This window comes from Microbacterium sp. NPDC057659, from assembly GCF_042799915.1.
In the GTDB taxonomy this organism is placed as follows: Bacteria; Actinomycetota; Actinomycetes; order Actinomycetales; family Microbacteriaceae; genus Microbacterium.
The window spans coordinates 760,670-776,333 of the sequence record NZ_JBHVHU010000002.1; the positions used below are offsets into that span (position 1 = coordinate 760,670).

The following is a 15,664-nucleotide window of genomic DNA, read 5'->3' on the forward strand; positions in this document are numbered from 1 at the left end:
ACCAGCACGCCCGCCGCGGGCGAGGCGCCCGTCGTTCCGCGTCATCGTGACGATATCCTCAGCGCATGACATCATCCCCCGCAGCGCTGCACGTCGAACGTCCCGGCCGCAGCGCCACCGCTCTGGAGTCGCTGTCTCTCGGTGTCGGAGCGGTCGCGTTCGTCCTCACCGCGCTCGTCGCGCTCCCGGTTTTCGGGTTCCAGGACGCCCCGATCTCGGGTCCGGGGTCGATCGGTCAGTACGCGGCGATCGCCTCGGCGGTCGTCGCGGTGCTCGCCTTCATCGCGGGGCGCTACGTCATCCGCGAGCGCGGTGAGAAGGTCACGTTCCTCGAGGTCACGGATGTCGCGGCGCTGGCGTTCGCGCACGCGGTGATCGCGCTGCTGGGCTGGACGCTGCTCGCCGACATCCTGGAGCGCGGGTTCATCGGCGCGACGGTCTTCGCCTTCCCGCTGCTGATCCTCTCGGGGGCGGCGGCCGCGGTGACCGCCTACGTCGTGTTCTTCTCGGCGACCCACATGGATCTCTCGCTGCTGGCCACCGTTCTGGCGGTGTTCCTCATCTTCGGCGTGATGGCGAGCATGCTCACCTCGAGCGACCCGAAGTGGTGGGAGGAGAACCTCAGCGCCCTCGGCATGACCGACGACCTCTCGGCGATGGCGTTCAACCTCACCCTGATCGTCGCCGGTTTTATGGTCACGATCCTGGTGCGCTACGCCACCAAGACCCCGTCGATACGCAACGCCCCCGGCATCGTCTGGGTGCGGACCCTGCTCGTGATCGTCGGTGTCTTCCTCGGCTGCGTCGGGGTGTTCCCCGTCGACGAGTTCTTCCTGGTGCACAACAGCGTCGCCACCGGCATGGCCGTGGCGTTCACGGCGATCGTCATCGGCCTGCGCTGGTGGGTGCCCCGGATGCCGCGCGGCTTCCTTCTTCTCGGCTACCTCTTCGTCGCGGTCGTGGTGCTCGTGGGAATCTTCTTCGCCACCGGGTACTACACGCTCACGGCGGTCGAGCTGGTCGCCGGCATCCTGGTGTTCTCCTGGATCGTCCTGTTCATCCGCGCCGCCGCGGCGGTCGAGTCGGATGCCGGGGCCGATGACGCGGCGCAGGCCGCCGCGCTCGATCGGGCTGCAGCGGCGGCCGGCGCATGAGCACCCCGCAGCCGGCATCCGCCGGCCTCTCGCCCACCCTGCGGGTGCTGATCGGTCTCGCCGCCGGCGTGATCGCGCTGGCCGGCATGCACGCCGCGCGCGAGCTGATCGGGCCACTCGCACTCGGCGCGGTGCTCGTGATCATCTGCCACCCGCTGCGTCATCCGCTCGAGCGCGCCGGCTGGCCGCGGTGGCTGGCGACGACTGCGGTGATCGCGCTCGGCTGGGTGGTGCTGATCGTGATGGCGCTGCTGCTCGGGTACGCCGGCGCGCAGTTCGTGCGGATGGTCGCCGACTATTCCGGCGAGCTGATGGACACCTGGACCTCGCTGTCCGCGCAGCTCACGTCGCTCGGACTCGACCCGTCCACGGGCGCGGAGCTCATCAAGCCGGAGGCGATCCTCGGCTTCGTCACCTCGCTCGCCGGCAGCACCGTGAACGTGCTCACCGCGCTGTTCTTCGTGTTCGCCTACATCCTGTTCATGGCCTTCGACGCCTCGCGGTACGGCCGGGCCGAGGCGCTGTTCGGGCCCGAGGCGGGACCCGCGATGCGGCGCTTCACCGACTACAGCAGCAACGTGCGGCGCTACTACGTCATCAACGCGTCCTTCGGCCTGGTCGTCGCGATCATCGACGGGCTGGCTCTCTGGGCGGTCGGCGTTCCCGCACCCATCGTGTGGGCCATCCTCGCGTTCGTGACCAACTTCATCCCGAACATCGGCTTCGTGATCGGCCTGATCCCGCCCGCGATCCTGGCACTGGTGGTGGGCGGCTGGCCCCTCATGCTCGCCGTCATCGCGATCTACATCGTGGTGAACGTGACGCTGCAGGTGCTGATCCAGCCCAAGTTCGTCAGCGATGCGGTCAGCCTCAGCCTCACGCTGAGCTTCGTGTCGGTGGCGTTCTGGACGTTCATCATCGGCCCGCTCGGCGCGATCCTCTGCATCCCGCTGACTCTGCTGCTGCGCGCGCTGGTGCTCGAGGGCGACCCGCAGCAGCGCTGGCTGCGCTGGCTCTCCGGCGACACCACGGTCGGACGTGTGGGGACCTAGGGAAGCAGACCCTCGACCAGGGCATCGACCACGTCGTCGGTGGGCGTGTCCGGATCGATCGGCGAGGTGAGGCGATCGAGCAGCAGCCCGTCGAGGGCGTAGTGGAACAGTGCGATCTCCCGGCGACCGCCGGGCAGGCCCGCGGCCTGGTTGAAGGCGATGTCTCCCTCGAAGGCGGCCCGCTGCCAGGCGGCCATCGTCTCGGCGAGCTCCGGGCGACGGGCCGATTCGAGCCGCAGCTCGAACAGGGCGAGGGTCACTTCGCGCTCGGTGGACAGGCGGCGCACGATGTCGCGCATGTAGTCCGCGAACAGGGCGCGGCTCGGCTTCTCGGACGCCCGGGCGGCCAGGTCCTCGGATGTCGGACCGAGGCGGGCGCCGATGCGCTCGAAGAGCCCGGCGATCAGGGCGTCGCGGCTGCGGAAGTAGTTGGACGTCGTGCCGACGGGCACGCCAGCCCGTTCGTCGATCGCCCGGTGCGTGAGCCCGCGTGACCCTTCAGCCGCCAGCACCGCGATGCCGGCATCGGCGAGTGCGTTTCGTCGTGCCTCGTTCTTCGCCATGAATTGACCCTAGCGTAACCACTGCATCTGTCGTAGTCTCTAACCACTGCACCTGTTGTGAATGGAGAACGTATGCGAGAACTCACCTACTTCGTCGCCGTCAGCATCGACGGATTCATCGCCGGTCCCGAAGGGGAGTTCGACTTCTTCGACGGAGCGGGCGACCACATGGCCGTCGTCGGCGAGCGGTTCCGTGGAACCGTGCCGACGGCCCTTGCCGAGATGGCCGGTGTCCCTGCCGAGGGCGGTCCGTTCGACACCGTCGTCATGGGCTGGAACACCTACGCGGTCGGGCTGCCCATGCTGCCCAGCCCCTACAACCACCTGCGCCAGGTCGTCTTCACCAGCCGCACACCCGAACCCGTCGAGGGCGTGGAGTTCACCGACCGCGACCCGGTCGAGGTGGTCCGCGAGCTGAAGACCGAGCAGGGCAAGGGCATCTGGCTGTGCGGCGGCGGCGCGCTCGCCGCAGCTCTCGCCGACGAGGTCGACCGCCTCGTGCTCAAGGTCAACCCGGTCGTCCTCGGCAGAGGCATCCCGCTGTTCGGAGACCGCGGCTTCGCACCCACCGCACTCACCCGCACCTCGACGACGGCCTTCAATTCGGGCGTGGTGCTCGCCGAGTACGCCCGCGCCGCCTGATGTCAGCGTCAAGGATGGGTTTCGGTGCTTCCCAGGAGTGGGAAGCACCGAAACCCATCCCTGCGCATGGCCGCCTTCTCGGCGAGGGATGCCCGGCGCGTCAGGCCGGCGGCAGTCGCAGCACCTGCGACTCGCCGCCGGTCACGTCATCCGCGATGCGCAGGCTGCGCGCGAGGTCGTCGAGAGCGCCCTCGAGCGTGCCGAACCGCTCGCGGTCGCCGCACACCGCGTTCAGCGTGATCAGGTGCGTGCCGGTGTCCCACGTGTAGGTGGCGAACGGGGGAGTGCCCGGAGTCGACGGCAGCGCCATCATCAGCTTCTCGCCCACACCCAGAGGGGTGGCGAAGCTCTCGGTGTCGTCGTACTCCATCGGCATCATCGCCCGCGCCGTGCGCAGCTGCGGCGTCAGCTCCTGCGTCGTCGCGATTGCGACCACCAGATCCGGATCGGCCTTCCACGTCCACGCCAGCACGCGGCCGTCGGCCTTGCGCATCGCGAACGGCGCAGCCTGGCTCGCCAGCCAGGAGCCGAAAGCCGAGCCCTTCCTGGCCTCGCCGCCCATCGCCGAACCGGCCTGCCCCAGCAGCATCCGGATGGCGGCCTTGCGATGCCGACGTCCCTTCCAGCCCAGCGAGCCGGTGACGGGGATCCAGAGGTCGGGATCGGCGGAGGAGACGAGGCGCATGACAAGAGGGTAGAGGATGCCGCTCGGTGCGGGCTCCGAGGGCATCACAGTGCGCTCGGGTAGAGTTACCTGCGCCCGACCGGGCATTCTCCGGCCACTGGGAGCGACTACTCCGTGACATCCGAAGCCCGCCCGCTGACCATCCTCATCGGCTGCGACACTTTCTACCCCGACATCAACGGGGCCGCCCGCTTCGCCGAGCGCCTCGCCGCAGGCCTCGTCGAACGAGGGCACGACGTGCACGTCGTCGCGCCGAACACGAAGTACCGCCGCTCCGAGACCCACACCGAGGTCATCGAGGGGCAGCCCCTGACCATGCACCGGCTGCCGTCGGTGCGCTGGCTGCCGCACGACTGGCTGCGGTTCGTCTGGCCGTGGCGCTCGAAGCACTACGCCCGCAAGGTGCTCACCGAGGTGCAGCCCGACGTAGTGCACATCCAGTCGCACATCGTGATCGGCCGTGGCCTCGCCCGCATCGCGCGGCAGCGCGGCATCCCGATCGTCGCGACCAACCACGTCATGGCCGAGAACATCCTCGACCACACCACGATGCCCGACTTCGTCAACGCCCCGATCCTCAAGCTGGCCTGGGCCGACGCCGACCGCACGCTGCACATGGCGCGTGCCGTCACGACGCCCACCCGCAAGGCGGCGGACTTTCTCGAGAAGACGATCGACATCACCGGCGTCGTGCCGGTGTCGTGCGGCATCGACCGGCGCAACTACACGCCGGTGATCGCTCCGCGCGAGAAGAACCGGATGCTGTTCGTCGGCCGCCTCACCGGTGAGAAGCAGGTCGACGTCGTGCTGCACGCCATGACGAAGCTCGACCCGGCGCTGGACGTGCACTTCGACATCGCCGGCGGCGGCGATCAGCGCAAGAACCTCGAGCACCTCGCCGAGAAGCTGGGGCTGTCCGACCGGGTCACCTTCCACGGACGCGTGAGCGACGAGGAGCTGCGCGACCTCTACTCCCGGGCATCCGTCTTCGTCATCGCGTCGATCGCCGAGCTGCAGTCCATCGTCACGATGGAGGCGATGGCCTCGGCGCTGCCGGTGGTCGGAGCGGATGCGGTGGCGCTGCCGCACCTGGTGCACGACGGTGAGAACGGCTACCTGTTCGAGCCGGGGAACGTCGACGATCTCGCCGAGAAGGTCACCCGCGTGCTCACCGCCTCTCCAGCGGAGTACGAGCGGATGCAGCGGGCGTCGCTCGACGGCGTCGCCGTGCACGACATCAACCGCACCCTCGACACCTTCGAGGCGCTCTACCGCGACGAGCCGCTTCCGGACTGAGCCCCGCTGGTCGCCGGAGGGCGTCCTTCGTCTTGTCGCTGGCGCTCCTCGCTCAGGAGCCGTGGGAATGGGGGCGGGCACGCGACGCGAACGGGGCGGGAGGACCGAAGTCCTCCCGCCCCGATCGCGTCTCCAGCCGGTTACTCGCGCGCGAGTGCGGCGAGTGCCTCGAGCTCGAGGTCGAGGTACTGCTCCTCACTGACGTCGACACCCACGCCGAGCAGCTTGCCGCCCGTGAACGGGAAGCCGTCGCTGTACTGTCCGCTGACCGCGTCGCCGCTGTCGTAGCCGATGCACAGGCCATCGCCGGCCAGCGTGAACTTGCCGACCTGGGCGCGCATCGGGCCAGAGGCGACGGCCTGGTCGTCGACGTACAGCGTCGCGGTGCCGATCGACTCGCCGTGCTCGCCGGCACTCTCGCGGATGAACTCCACGCCCAGCGCGTGCTTGCCGGGCGTCAGCTCGCCCGACGTGAACGTCTGCTCCGGCGGGATGCCGAGGAAGTTGTACACGTAGTTGAGCTTGTTGTCCTTGATGAACAGCGAATGACCGCCGAATCGGGAGCCGTGAGCGAACAGCACGCCCTCGGCGCCCTCCTCCAGCACGACATCGGCGATGATCTTGTAGGACCGGCCTCGGACGTTCACCGCGACACTCTCGGCCACGGCCGTGGTGTCGGGGTAGTAGATGTACCGGGTGCGCGCCGGCTCGGCCTGCGGACGCTCGACCGTGAGTTGGTCACGTGCGGAGCGGTCGTCCAGAGGCAGGGCGTTGTTGCGCTCGGCCTCGGAGAACCACAGGTCGATGAGCTCCTGCAGCTTCTCGGGATGCTCGGCGGCGAGGTCCTTCGACTCCGACCGGTCGCTCTCCACGTGATAGAGCTCCCAGCGGTCCTCGTCGAACTTTCCGTGCCCGGTGAGCGGTGCGTGGATGGCGGCGGCCTTCCAGCCGTCCTTCCAGATGCCGCGGGTGCCGAGCATCGTGTAGTACTGCACCTTCTTCTCGGTCTGACCATCGGGCGCCGCGTCGAAGGAGTACCTCATCGAGACGCCGTCCAGCGGACGCTGCTCGATGCCGCGGAACGTCGACGGCATCTCGATGCCGGCGACATCCAGCACCGTCGCGACGATGTCGGTGGAGTGGTGGTACTGGTGCCGGACCTCTCCCTTGGCCTTGATGCCGGCCGGCCAGTGGATGATCATCGGGTCGCAGGTGCCGCCCGAGAACTGCGAGTAGCGCTTGAACATCTGGAACGGGGTGGAGAACGCCGTCGCCCACCCGGTGGGGTAGTGGTTGTACGTCTCAGGGCCGCCCAGCACGCCGATCTTGTCGAGGTTCTCCTTCAGGTCGTCGGGGAACCCGTTGAAGAACTTGTTCTCGTTGACCGAGCCGTCGGGTGACCCCTCGCCGGAGGCGCCGTTGTCGGCGCAGTAGAAGATGAGCGTGTTGTCGAGCTGCCCGGAGTCCTCCAGGTAGTCGATGATGCGGCCGATCTGCGTGTCGGTGTACTCGCTGAAGCCGGCGAAAACCTCGGCCATGCGGGCGAAGAGGCGCTTCTCGTCGTCGGACAGCGTGTCCCACGGCTTGACGTAGTCGGCCTCGTTGGCCTGGTCCTCCGGCATCGGATTGATCGGCGTCAGCGCCGTGTCTGCGGGCAGGATGCCCCGCTCGATCATGCGGCCGAGCACCCACTCGCGATAGGCGTCGTAGCCGTCGTCGAACTTGCCCTTGTACTTGTCGATGTAGTCCTTGGGCGCATGGTGCGGGGCGTGGTTCGCGCCGGGGCAGAACCAGGTGTACCAGGGCTTCGACGGGTTCGACGCGTTCTGGTCGCGGATCAGGCGGATGGTCTGGTCGGCGAGGTCCTTGGAGAGGTGGTAGCCCTCCTCCGGCGAGTACGGGGGCTCGATGAAGTGGTTGTCCTCGACGAGGTCGGGGTACCAGTTGTTCGTCTCGCCGCCGAGGAAGCCGTAGAAGCGGTCGAAGCCCTGCGCGAGCGGCCACTGCTCCTTGCTGCCGCCGGTGGAGATGTCCTCCTCGGGCACGTTGTGGTTCTTGCCGACCCAGAACGTGGAGTAGCCGTTCTTCTGCAGGATCTGGCCGACCGTGGCGCAGTCCTCGGGGATGTGGCCCGAGTAGCCGGGGAAGCCGTTGGTGGCCTCCATGATCGAGCCCATGCCGACCACGTTGTGGTTGCGCCCGGTGAGGAACGTGGAGCGGGTCGGTGAGCACAGCGCGGTGGTGTGCCACTGTGTGTAGGTCAGGCCGTTCGCAGCGAGGCGGTCGAGCGTGGGCATGTTGATGCGGCCGCCGTAGGGCGACCACGAGGCCATGCCGGTGTCGTCGTAGAGGATCACGAGGATGTTCGGTGCGCTCTCCGCAGCCCGCGTGGGCTCGTACGGCCCCCAGTCGGCCACCGAGTCGCGCACGTCGAGCGCGATCTTCCCCTGGAATTCCTTGGTCATGGTGCTCCCTTCCCATGCCGGATGCAGCCCCGGTGGGCATCCGATGGTCTCACGCTATCCGCCGCCAAGCCTCGGGCGGAAGGACTCATCCGCGCCGGGCGAGTCGCGCACGCCGAACGGGCTGGAGGGCCGAAGCCCTCCAGCCCGTTCGGCGTCGGCTGCCCATCATTCGCGGGCGAATGCCGCCTGCGCCTCGAGCTCGAGGTCGAGGTACTGCTCCTCGCTGACGTCCACGGCCACACCGAGGATCGTGCCACCGGTGAAACGGTAGGGCGACTGATACGAGCGGCTCACCGAATCAGCGCTGTCGTAGCCGATGCAGAGACCGTCGCCGCAGAGCGTGAACTTGCCGACCTGGGCGCGCATCGGGCCGGATGCGACAGCCTGGTCGTCCACGTAGAGCGTGGCGGTTCCGACGGACTCCTTGTGCTCTCCGGCGCCCTCGCGGACGAACTCCACGCCCAGCGCGTGCTTGCCCGGCGTGAGCTTCCCCGAGACGAAGGTCTGCTCCGGCGGGATGCCGAGGAAGTTGTACACGTAGTGCAGCTTCCCGTCCTGGATGAACAGGGAGTGGCCGCCGAAGCGCGAGCCGTGCGCGAAGATCACCCCTTCCGCGCCCTCCTCGATCTCGACGTCCGCGATGATCTTGTACGAACGACCGCGCACACTCACTGCGACGCCCTCCGGCACCGAACCGCTGTCCGGGTAGTAGACGTAGCGACTGCGCGGCGGCTCGGACGAAGGGCGCTCGATCACGAACTGCTCCATCGCGGTGCGGTCGTCGATCGGCATGCCGTAGTTGACCTCGGCCTCCTCGAACCACGCGTCGACGAGCTCTTTGACCTTGTCCGGGTGCTCGGCGGCGAGGTTCTTCGATTCGGAGCGGTCCTCGTCGACGTGGTAGAGCTCCCAGGCGTCCTGGTCGAAGTGGCCCTTCCCGGTGATCGGGGCGTGGGTGGCGGCGACCTTCCAGCCGTCCTGCCACAGTCCGCGGGTGCCGATCATGTTGTAGTACTGGCGCTTCTTCTGCGTCGGCCCATCGGCCTCGGCGTCGAAGGAGTACCGCATCGACACGCCCGGCAGAGGCTCCTGCTTCACCCCGCGGTACACCTCCGGCATCTCCAGCCCCGCGACATCGAGGATGGTCGGCACGATGTCGGTGACGTGGTGGTACTGGTGCCGCAGCTCGCCCTTGGCGTTGATGCCGGCGGGCCAGTGGATGATCATCGGGTCGCAGGTGCCGCCAGAGTACTGGCTGTAGCGCTTGAACATCTGGAACGGGGTCGAGAACGCCGCCGCCCACCCGGTGGGGTAGTGGTTGTAGGCCTCGGGGCCGCCGAGATCATCAAGGCGCGTGAGGTTCTCGGCGAGGTCATCGGGGTAGTTGTTGAAGAACTTGTTCTCGTTCACCGAGCCGTCCGGCGACCCCTCACCGGATGCCCCGTTGTCGGCGCAGTAGAAGATGATCGTGTTCTCGAGCTGCCCTGTGGCCTCGAGGTAGTCCACGATCCGGCCGATCTGCGCGTCGGTGTACTCGCTGAAGCCCGCGAACACCTCGGCCATCCGACAGAACAGCGTCTTCTCGTCGTCGGACAGCGAATCCCACGGCTTGACGTAGTCCGCGGCGTTCGACTGGCCCTCCGGCATCGGGTTGAACGGTGTCAGGTCGGTGCCTTCGGGCAGGATGCCGCGCTCGAGCATGCGCCCCAGCACCCACTCGCGGTACGCGTCGTAGCCGTCATCGAAGGCGCCCTTGTATTTGGCGATGTACTCTTCCGGTGCCTGGTGCGGAGCGTGATTCGCGCCGGGGCAGAACCACATGTACCAGGGCTTCGACGGGTTCGTCGCCTGCTGCGCGCGCAGCATCTGCAGTGCCTGATCGGCGAGGTCCTTGGAGAGGTGGTAGCCCTCCTCCGGTGTGTAGGGCTGCTCGATGAAGTGGTTGTCCTCCGCCAGATCGGGGTACCACTGGTTCGTCTCGCCACCGAGGAAACCGTAGAAGCGGTCGTAGCCCATCTGCAGCGGCCACTGCTTCCGACTGCCGCCGGCGGCGTTGTCCTGCTCCGGCACGTTGTGGTCCTTGCCCAGCCAGAACGTGGAGTAGCCGTTGTCCTGCAGGATGTGCGCCATCGGCGCGCAGTCGTCCGGAATGCGGCCGGAGTTGCCGGGGAAGCCGTTGGTCGACTCCATCAGCGAGGCGATGCCATTGCGGGTATGGTTGCGGCCGGTGAGGAACACCGAACGCGTCGGCGAGCACAGCGCAGTGGTGTGCCACTGCGTGTAGGTCAGCCCGTTCTGCGCCAGGCGGTCGAGCGTGGGCATGTTGATCCGGCCGCCGTAGGGCGACCAGGAAGCCATGCCGGTGTCGTCGTAGAGGATGACCAGCACGTTCGGCGCACCCTCCGGCGGGGTGGGGAGAACATATGGCCCCCAATCCGGCACCGAATCACGCACATCGAGCGCGATCTTCCCCTGGAATTCCTTGGTCATGATGCTCCCTTCCTACCCTCAAAATAGGGGCGAGGAGACTCCCGTGGGATTTTCCTCGCCCCTTTGGGATGAATCAGTCGCGTGCCATTGCGGCGGCGAGGTGCGTCTCGAGGTCGATGTAGGTGTCGTCCGCGATGTCGAACACCACCCGCTCGATCGTGCCGCCAGTGAAGTCGAACCCGTGACCGTACAGCGACGACACCGGGTCGGCGCTGTCGCGGCCGATGGTCAGGCCCTCGCCGCAGAGCGAGAAGTGGCCGAGCACGGTGCGGATCTGCTTCTCGCCGACCTGCTGATCGTCGATGTACAGCTTCACCGGGCCCTTGGGTTCGCGGTAGTCGCCGACACCCTCCTTGGTGAACTCGACACCGATGATGTGCTTGCCCGACGCCGGCACCGGTGCGGACACGTGGTCCTCCGGCGGGATGCCGAGGAAGTTGTACACGTAGTGGACCTGCCCGTCCTTGACGACCAGCGCGTGCCCGCCGAACCGTGAGCCGTGCGCGAAGATCACGCCCTCGGTGTCGGCGGTGAACTCCACTTCCGCGGCGATCTTGTACGAGCCGCCGTGCACGTTCGCCGCCGACCGCTCGGGGATCTCACTGGTGCCGGGGTAGTAGATGAACTGTCCCGACGGGGGTGCCGGCTGATGGAACTCCATGGACACGAAGGTCTCGAAGTCCTTCGGGTTGCCGATGATCTGCAGGTCGTTCAGCGGCAGGACGTCGTTGCGCTTCGCCTCCGACATCCACAGTTCCTTCAGCTCCTCGAGCTTCTCCGGGTTCTCCGCGGCCAGATCGTGCGCCTCGGAGCGGTCGACATCGGTGTGGAACAGCTGCCACTGGTCCTTGTCGAACCCGCTCATGCCGCTCACCGGCCCGTGCACGGTGACGGCCTTCCAGCCGTCCTGCCAGATGCCGCGGTTGCCGAACATCTCGTAGTACTGGTTCGGCTTGCGGGTGGGGCCGTCGGCCTCGAAGCTGTACTTCATCGAGACGCCGTCGAGTGGGCGCTGCTTCACGCCGTTGTACTCGTCGGGCATCTCCACACCGCAGACGTCGAGGATGGTCGCGACGATGTCCGTGGAGTGGTGGTACTGGCTGCGTACCTCGCCCCTGGCCGTGATGCCCTTGGGCCACGAGATCACCAGCGGGTCGCACACACCGCCCTGGTACACGTAGCGCTTGAACATCTTGTACGGGGTCGAGAACGCCGCCGCCCAGCCGGTCGGATAGTGGTTGTACGTGTCCGGCGAGCCGAGCTTGTCGACCAGACGCAGGTTCTCCTCGAGGGAATCCGGGTAGCCGCCGAAGATCTTGCCCTCGTTGACCGAGCCGTTCGGCGAGCCCTCGCCGGACGCCCCGTTGTCGGCCGCGTAGATGACGAGGGTGTTCTCGAGCTGTCCCGACTCCTCGAGGTAGTCGATGATGCGGCCGACCTGCGCGTCGGTGTACTCGCTGAATCCGGCGTACACCTCGGCCATGCGGCTGAACATCCCCTTCTGCTCATCGCTCAGCGAGTCCCAGGGGAGCACCTCGTCGGTCTGGGAGAAGGTTCCGTCGGGCATCGGGTTCAGCTCGGTGAGCACGGTGTCGGCGGGCAGGATGCCCTTCTCGATCATCCGCGGCAGCACCCACTCGCGGTAGGCCTCGTAACCGTCGTCGAACTTGCCCTTGTACTTGTCGATGTACTCCTGCGGAGCGTGGTGCGGGGCGTGGTTGGCACCGGGGCAGAACCACAGGTACCAGGGGCGGTCCGGCTCGGTCTGCTTGACGTCGCGGATCATCTTCAGCGCCTGGTCGGCGAGGTCCTTCGACAGGTGGTACCCGTCCTCCGGCAGGTACGGCTGGTCGATGTAGTGGTTGTCCTCGGCGAGCGAGGGGTACCAGTTGTTGGTCTCGCCGCCGATGAAGCCGTAGAAGCGGTCATAGCCCTGTGCGAGCGGCCAGTTCTTCTTGTTCGCACCGGCGGTCCACTCGTCGATCGGCACGTTGTGGTTCTTGCCCACCCAGAAGGTCGACCACCCTGCATCCCGCAGGATGTTCGCCATCGTGGCGTTCGTCGGCGGGATGTGCGAGTTGTACCCAGGGAAGCCCGTGGACGATTCCGAGATCGATGCGAACCCGTTCGCATGGTGGTTGCGCCCGGTGAGGAACGTCGACCTGGTCGGCGAGCACAGCGCCGTGGTGTGCCACTGCGAGTACGTCAGGCCGTTGGCTGCGAGCTTGTCCATCGTCGGCATGTTGATCCGGCCGCCGTACGGGGACCAGGCGGCCGTGCCGGTGTCGTCGTAGAGCACGACGAGTACGTTCGGCGATCCCTTCGGCGCCTGATCGGACAGGAAGGCGGGCCAATCACCCACCGAGTCCCGCACGTCGAGTTCGATCTTCCCCTGGAATTCCCGCGCCATGATGCTCCCTTTCTCCGGCGTTGCTCCCTTGCCCACGAACCTAGCGATCGGCCCGGTGGCGCGGAAGAGGCGGGAACGAGATCACCCGGGTGGGATCGAGCCGGTCAGCCCTTCAGCTGGTCGCGGATCGCCTGCTTGTGCACCGGCGTGGGCTGCACGACGTGCTCGGCGTACTCCGGGTGCTTCGGCAGCCAGGCGACGACGTAGGGGCAGACAGGTACGATCGCGGCGCCCGAGGCGACCACGTCGTCGACCGCCGCGCGCACCAGTACCGAGGCCAGGCCCTTGCCGCCGTACTCCTCCGAGACGCCGGTGTGGAACAGCACACGCTGGTTCCCGCCCTCGGCCGCGACGTCGACGTAGGACTCCTCGCCGATCTCCTTGTCGCCGGTGCCGTCCTCGCCGGTGTCCAGCAGCACGTAGCGCGACTCCTCCGGGCGGTCCCGCACGATGTAGCGGTCGTTCGTCATGTTCGTCTCCTGATCACTCGCGCGGCCGCAGCCGGATGGTGGGCATGGGTGGGGCGGGGAGCGGAGCCCGCTGCCCGGGTGGGAACTCGCCGAAGAGCGCCGGCTTGCCGGCATCCGCGGCATCCGCCGGCTCGAAGCCGAGCTCGGCCTGGTACCGGCGCCGGAACTCGACGATCTCGTCGTGACTGCGGCCGACGAAGTTCCACCACATCACGATCTGCTCGCCCAGCGGCACTCCGCCGAGCAGGATGATGCGGGCGCCATCGGCGCCGGCCGTGACGTGCATGGTGTCGGACCCTGTCGGCATATACCCGAGCTCGCGATGCGCGATAGGAGTGCCGTTCACCTCGAACCCGCCGGTCTCGGCGAGCAGGGCGTGCTCGAAATCGGTGCGCACGGCCAGCGTCACGGACGTGCCCGGTTCGAGGATCAGCTCGGCGCCGAGCAGATCGGGCGTACGGGTGTCGACCGGCGAGATCGAGCCCAGCAGCGATCCGATGAACACCCGTGCCGTCATCCCCGGCACCGTCACCGGCGCCGGTGCGTAGTGGTCGAAGTGGTTCTGCGAGAACCGGGTGTGCTCCGGCAGCGCATACCAGAGCTGCACGCCGTGCAGCGTGCGGGTTTCGGGTGTGCTGATCTCGGAGTGCGTGATGCCGCTGCCCGCGATCATCAGGTTCAGTTCGCCGGGCCTCACAGCGGCCGCGTTGCCGCCGGAGTCCAGATGGTCGATCTCGCCGGTGAACAGCCAGCTCACGGTCGCCAGCCCGGTGTGCGGATGCCGCGGCACCTCCATGCCCCCGGACACCGCGACGTCATCCGGCCCGTAATGATCGAGGAAGCACCAGGCGCCGACGAGCGACCGCTGCTTCTGCGGCAGCGTGCGGTACACGGTCATCGCCCGCGGGCCGCCGAGCGGAACCTCGCGCGGCTCCAGCACCTCGACGCCGGTGCAGGGCTGCCCCGGCTCGAGCACCTCGACCTGCGGATCCTTCTCGAGGTCGCTCACTTGAGCACCTTGCCCTCCGCATCGCGCGGCCGCACCGGGTGCTCGCTGAGGATGGAGACGCGGTTGAACAGGTTGATGGCGACTGCGACCCACTCCGCGGCCGCGAAGGCCTCGTCGCCGAGCAGGTTCCGCGCGCCCTCGAGGTCGGCGACCGCATCCTCCGTGAGCGGCATGCGGGTCGCGGCCTCGGCGATCGCCAGCATGGCGGCCTCGCGCTCGGTGAACAGCGTCGACTCGCGCCAGGCGGGGATCAGATCGAGCTTCTGCTGAGTGATCCCCGCGGCCCGCGCCTCCCGTGAGTGCAGATCGAGGCAGAACGCGCATCCGTTCAGCTGCGAGGCGCGCACCTTGATGAACTCCGTCTCGGCCACGGAGACGCCCGCGGCGGCGGCTGTCGCGGCGATGACAGGCGACATCGCGGTGACCGCCTTCCAGGTGTCGGCGGCGGCCTTGTCGAGATAGGGGCGCATGTTCTCTCCTCGTCGTGAGTCGGATTCCGTGGTGATCGGGTCAGGCGTCGGATGCCAGTCGGAAGCCGACGTGCGACATCCCGGTGTCCTCGGCCTGCGGCGAGCGCGCCGCCGGCCGGAAGCGCAGGCAGTAGTCCGGAGAGCACAGGAACGACCCGCCCTTGAGCACCCGGCGCGGGATCTGCTCACCCTCGCGGGCGCTCGCCGTGGCCAGCAGGTTGGCCCGCTTGCCGGCATCCACCGGCTTGTCGGTCGGCACGATGTGCCGCGGGGCGTAGAAGTCGGTGGTCCACTCCCAGGTGTTGCCGATCATGTCGAACAGTCCGTAGCCGTTCTCGGGGTACGAGCCGACCGGGGCGGTGCCGCCGACGCCGCGGTTGTCGTACGGGAACCGGCCCAGCCACGAGTTCGCCAGCGCGCGTCCGCCCGGATACGGGTCCTCTCCCCAGGCGAAGCGGGAGCCGTCGACGCCGCCGCGGGCGGCGTACTCGTGCTCGGCCTCGGTGGGCAGACGCCGGCCTGCCCACTCGGCGTAGGCCGTGGCATCCTCGAACGCGACGTGCACGACAGGGTGGTCCATCCGATCGTCGATGCTCGAGTCGGGGCCGAACGGCGCGCGCCAGTGCGCGCCCGGCTCCCAGCGCCACCAGTTGCGCCAGTCGCGCAGATCGGTCGGGCCCTTGGTCGGGGTGAACACCATCGCTCCGGGTGCGAGATCCTCCTCGGCGACGCCGGGGTACAGAGCCGGGTCCATCGGCCGCTCGGCGACCGTCACGTAGCCGGTGTCCTCGACGAATCGTGCGTAGTCGGCGTTCGTGACGGCGTACCTGTCGATGCGGAACGCCTCCACCCGGCGCTCGTGCACGGGCTGCTCGTCCGGATAGAACTCGGTGGAGCCCATCCGGAAGGTGCCGCCGGGGATCAGTACCGTCTCGCGCGAATCGTCCGCCATGGCTCC

The 15,664-nt window shown here is 67.9% G+C and carries 13 protein-coding genes; 4 read left to right on the top strand and 9 right to left on the bottom strand.

The genetic code is table 11. The annotated features are described in order from the left end of the window. Positions 1–65 precede the first annotated feature (65 nt). Together ACFVAE_RS12130 and ACFVAE_RS12135 are read left to right on the top strand one after the other, a co-directional pair. On the top strand, positions 66–1,154 hold the full coding sequence (locus ACFVAE_RS12130; protein ID WP_378892256.1) for a DUF998 domain-containing protein: 1,089 nt from the start codon (positions 66–68) through the stop codon (positions 1,152–1,154). Further along, positions 1,151–2,206, top strand: coding sequence for an AI-2E family transporter (locus tag ACFVAE_RS12135; RefSeq protein ID WP_378892259.1), 1,056 nt, complete (start codon positions 1,151–1,153; stop codon positions 2,204–2,206). The genes ACFVAE_RS12130 and ACFVAE_RS12135 overlap by 4 nt, the downstream gene beginning before the upstream one ends. Here ACFVAE_RS12135 and ACFVAE_RS12140 read toward each other — a convergent pair. Then, positions 2,203–2,769, bottom strand: a complete 567-nt coding sequence (locus ACFVAE_RS12140; RefSeq protein WP_378892262.1) for a TetR/AcrR family transcriptional regulator — start codon at positions 2,767–2,769, stop codon at positions 2,203–2,205. The two genes, ACFVAE_RS12135 and ACFVAE_RS12140, sit on opposite strands and share 4 nt — an antisense overlap. Positions 2,770–2,841: 72 nt before the next feature. Between ACFVAE_RS12140 and ACFVAE_RS12145 the strand changes: the two genes are divergently transcribed. Continuing rightward, entirely contained in the window at positions 2,842–3,411 is a 570-nt protein-coding gene (locus ACFVAE_RS12145; protein WP_378892264.1) for a dihydrofolate reductase family protein, read from the top strand. Between the two features lie 100 nt (positions 3,412–3,511). On the opposite strand, the gene ACFVAE_RS12150 is transcribed toward ACFVAE_RS12145, so the two are convergent. Then, positions 3,512–4,096 (bottom strand): hypothetical protein, encoded by a 585-nt coding sequence (locus tag ACFVAE_RS12150; RefSeq protein WP_378892267.1) that lies wholly within the window; start codon positions 4,094–4,096, stop codon positions 3,512–3,514. 114 nt (positions 4,097–4,210) lie between these two features. Between ACFVAE_RS12150 and ACFVAE_RS12155 the strand changes: the two genes are divergently transcribed. Then, positions 4,211–5,392 (top strand): glycosyltransferase, encoded by a 1,182-nt coding sequence (locus ACFVAE_RS12155; RefSeq protein ID WP_378892270.1) that lies wholly within the window; start codon positions 4,211–4,213, stop codon positions 5,390–5,392. 140 nt (positions 5,393–5,532) lie between these two features. On the opposite strand, the gene ACFVAE_RS12160 is transcribed toward ACFVAE_RS12155, so the two are convergent. From ACFVAE_RS12160 to ACFVAE_RS12190, 7 genes are all read right to left on the bottom strand, one after another. Further along, on the bottom strand, positions 5,533–7,857 hold the full coding sequence (locus ACFVAE_RS12160; RefSeq protein WP_378892273.1) for an arylsulfatase: 2,325 nt from the start codon (positions 7,855–7,857) through the stop codon (positions 5,533–5,535). Between the two features lie 165 nt (positions 7,858–8,022). After that, positions 8,023–10,347, bottom strand: coding sequence for a sulfatase-like hydrolase/transferase (locus ACFVAE_RS12165; protein ID WP_378892276.1), 2,325 nt, complete (start codon positions 10,345–10,347; stop codon positions 8,023–8,025). A 73-nt stretch (positions 10,348–10,420) separates the two neighbouring features. Further along, the gene (locus tag ACFVAE_RS12170) at positions 10,421–12,757 is read right to left on the bottom strand and encodes an arylsulfatase (RefSeq protein ID WP_378892278.1); all 2,337 of its coding nucleotides are present in this window, start codon (positions 12,755–12,757) and stop codon (positions 10,421–10,423) included. 104 nt (positions 12,758–12,861) lie between these two features. Continuing rightward, complete coding sequence (locus ACFVAE_RS12175) at positions 12,862–13,227, bottom strand: GNAT family N-acetyltransferase (RefSeq protein ID WP_378892280.1); 366 nt, start codon at positions 13,225–13,227, stop codon at positions 12,862–12,864. A gap of 13 nt (positions 13,228–13,240) precedes the next feature. After that, positions 13,241–14,236: a pirin family protein gene (locus ACFVAE_RS12180; RefSeq protein WP_378892283.1), complete on the bottom strand. Its 996-nt coding sequence runs from the start codon at positions 14,234–14,236 to the stop codon at positions 13,241–13,243. Next, a complete protein-coding gene (locus tag ACFVAE_RS12185; protein ID WP_378892286.1) occupies positions 14,233–14,706 on the bottom strand; it encodes a carboxymuconolactone decarboxylase family protein in 474 nt (157 codons plus the stop codon). Before ACFVAE_RS12185 ends, ACFVAE_RS12180 begins: the two co-directional genes overlap by 4 nt. 40 nt (positions 14,707–14,746) lie before the next feature. Beyond that, positions 14,747–15,658 carry a formylglycine-generating enzyme family protein gene (locus tag ACFVAE_RS12190; protein WP_378892288.1) on the bottom strand — a complete coding sequence of 304 codons (912 nt, stop codon included), beginning with the start codon at positions 15,656–15,658 and terminating at the stop codon, positions 14,747–14,749. Positions 15,659–15,664 lie beyond the last annotated feature (6 nt).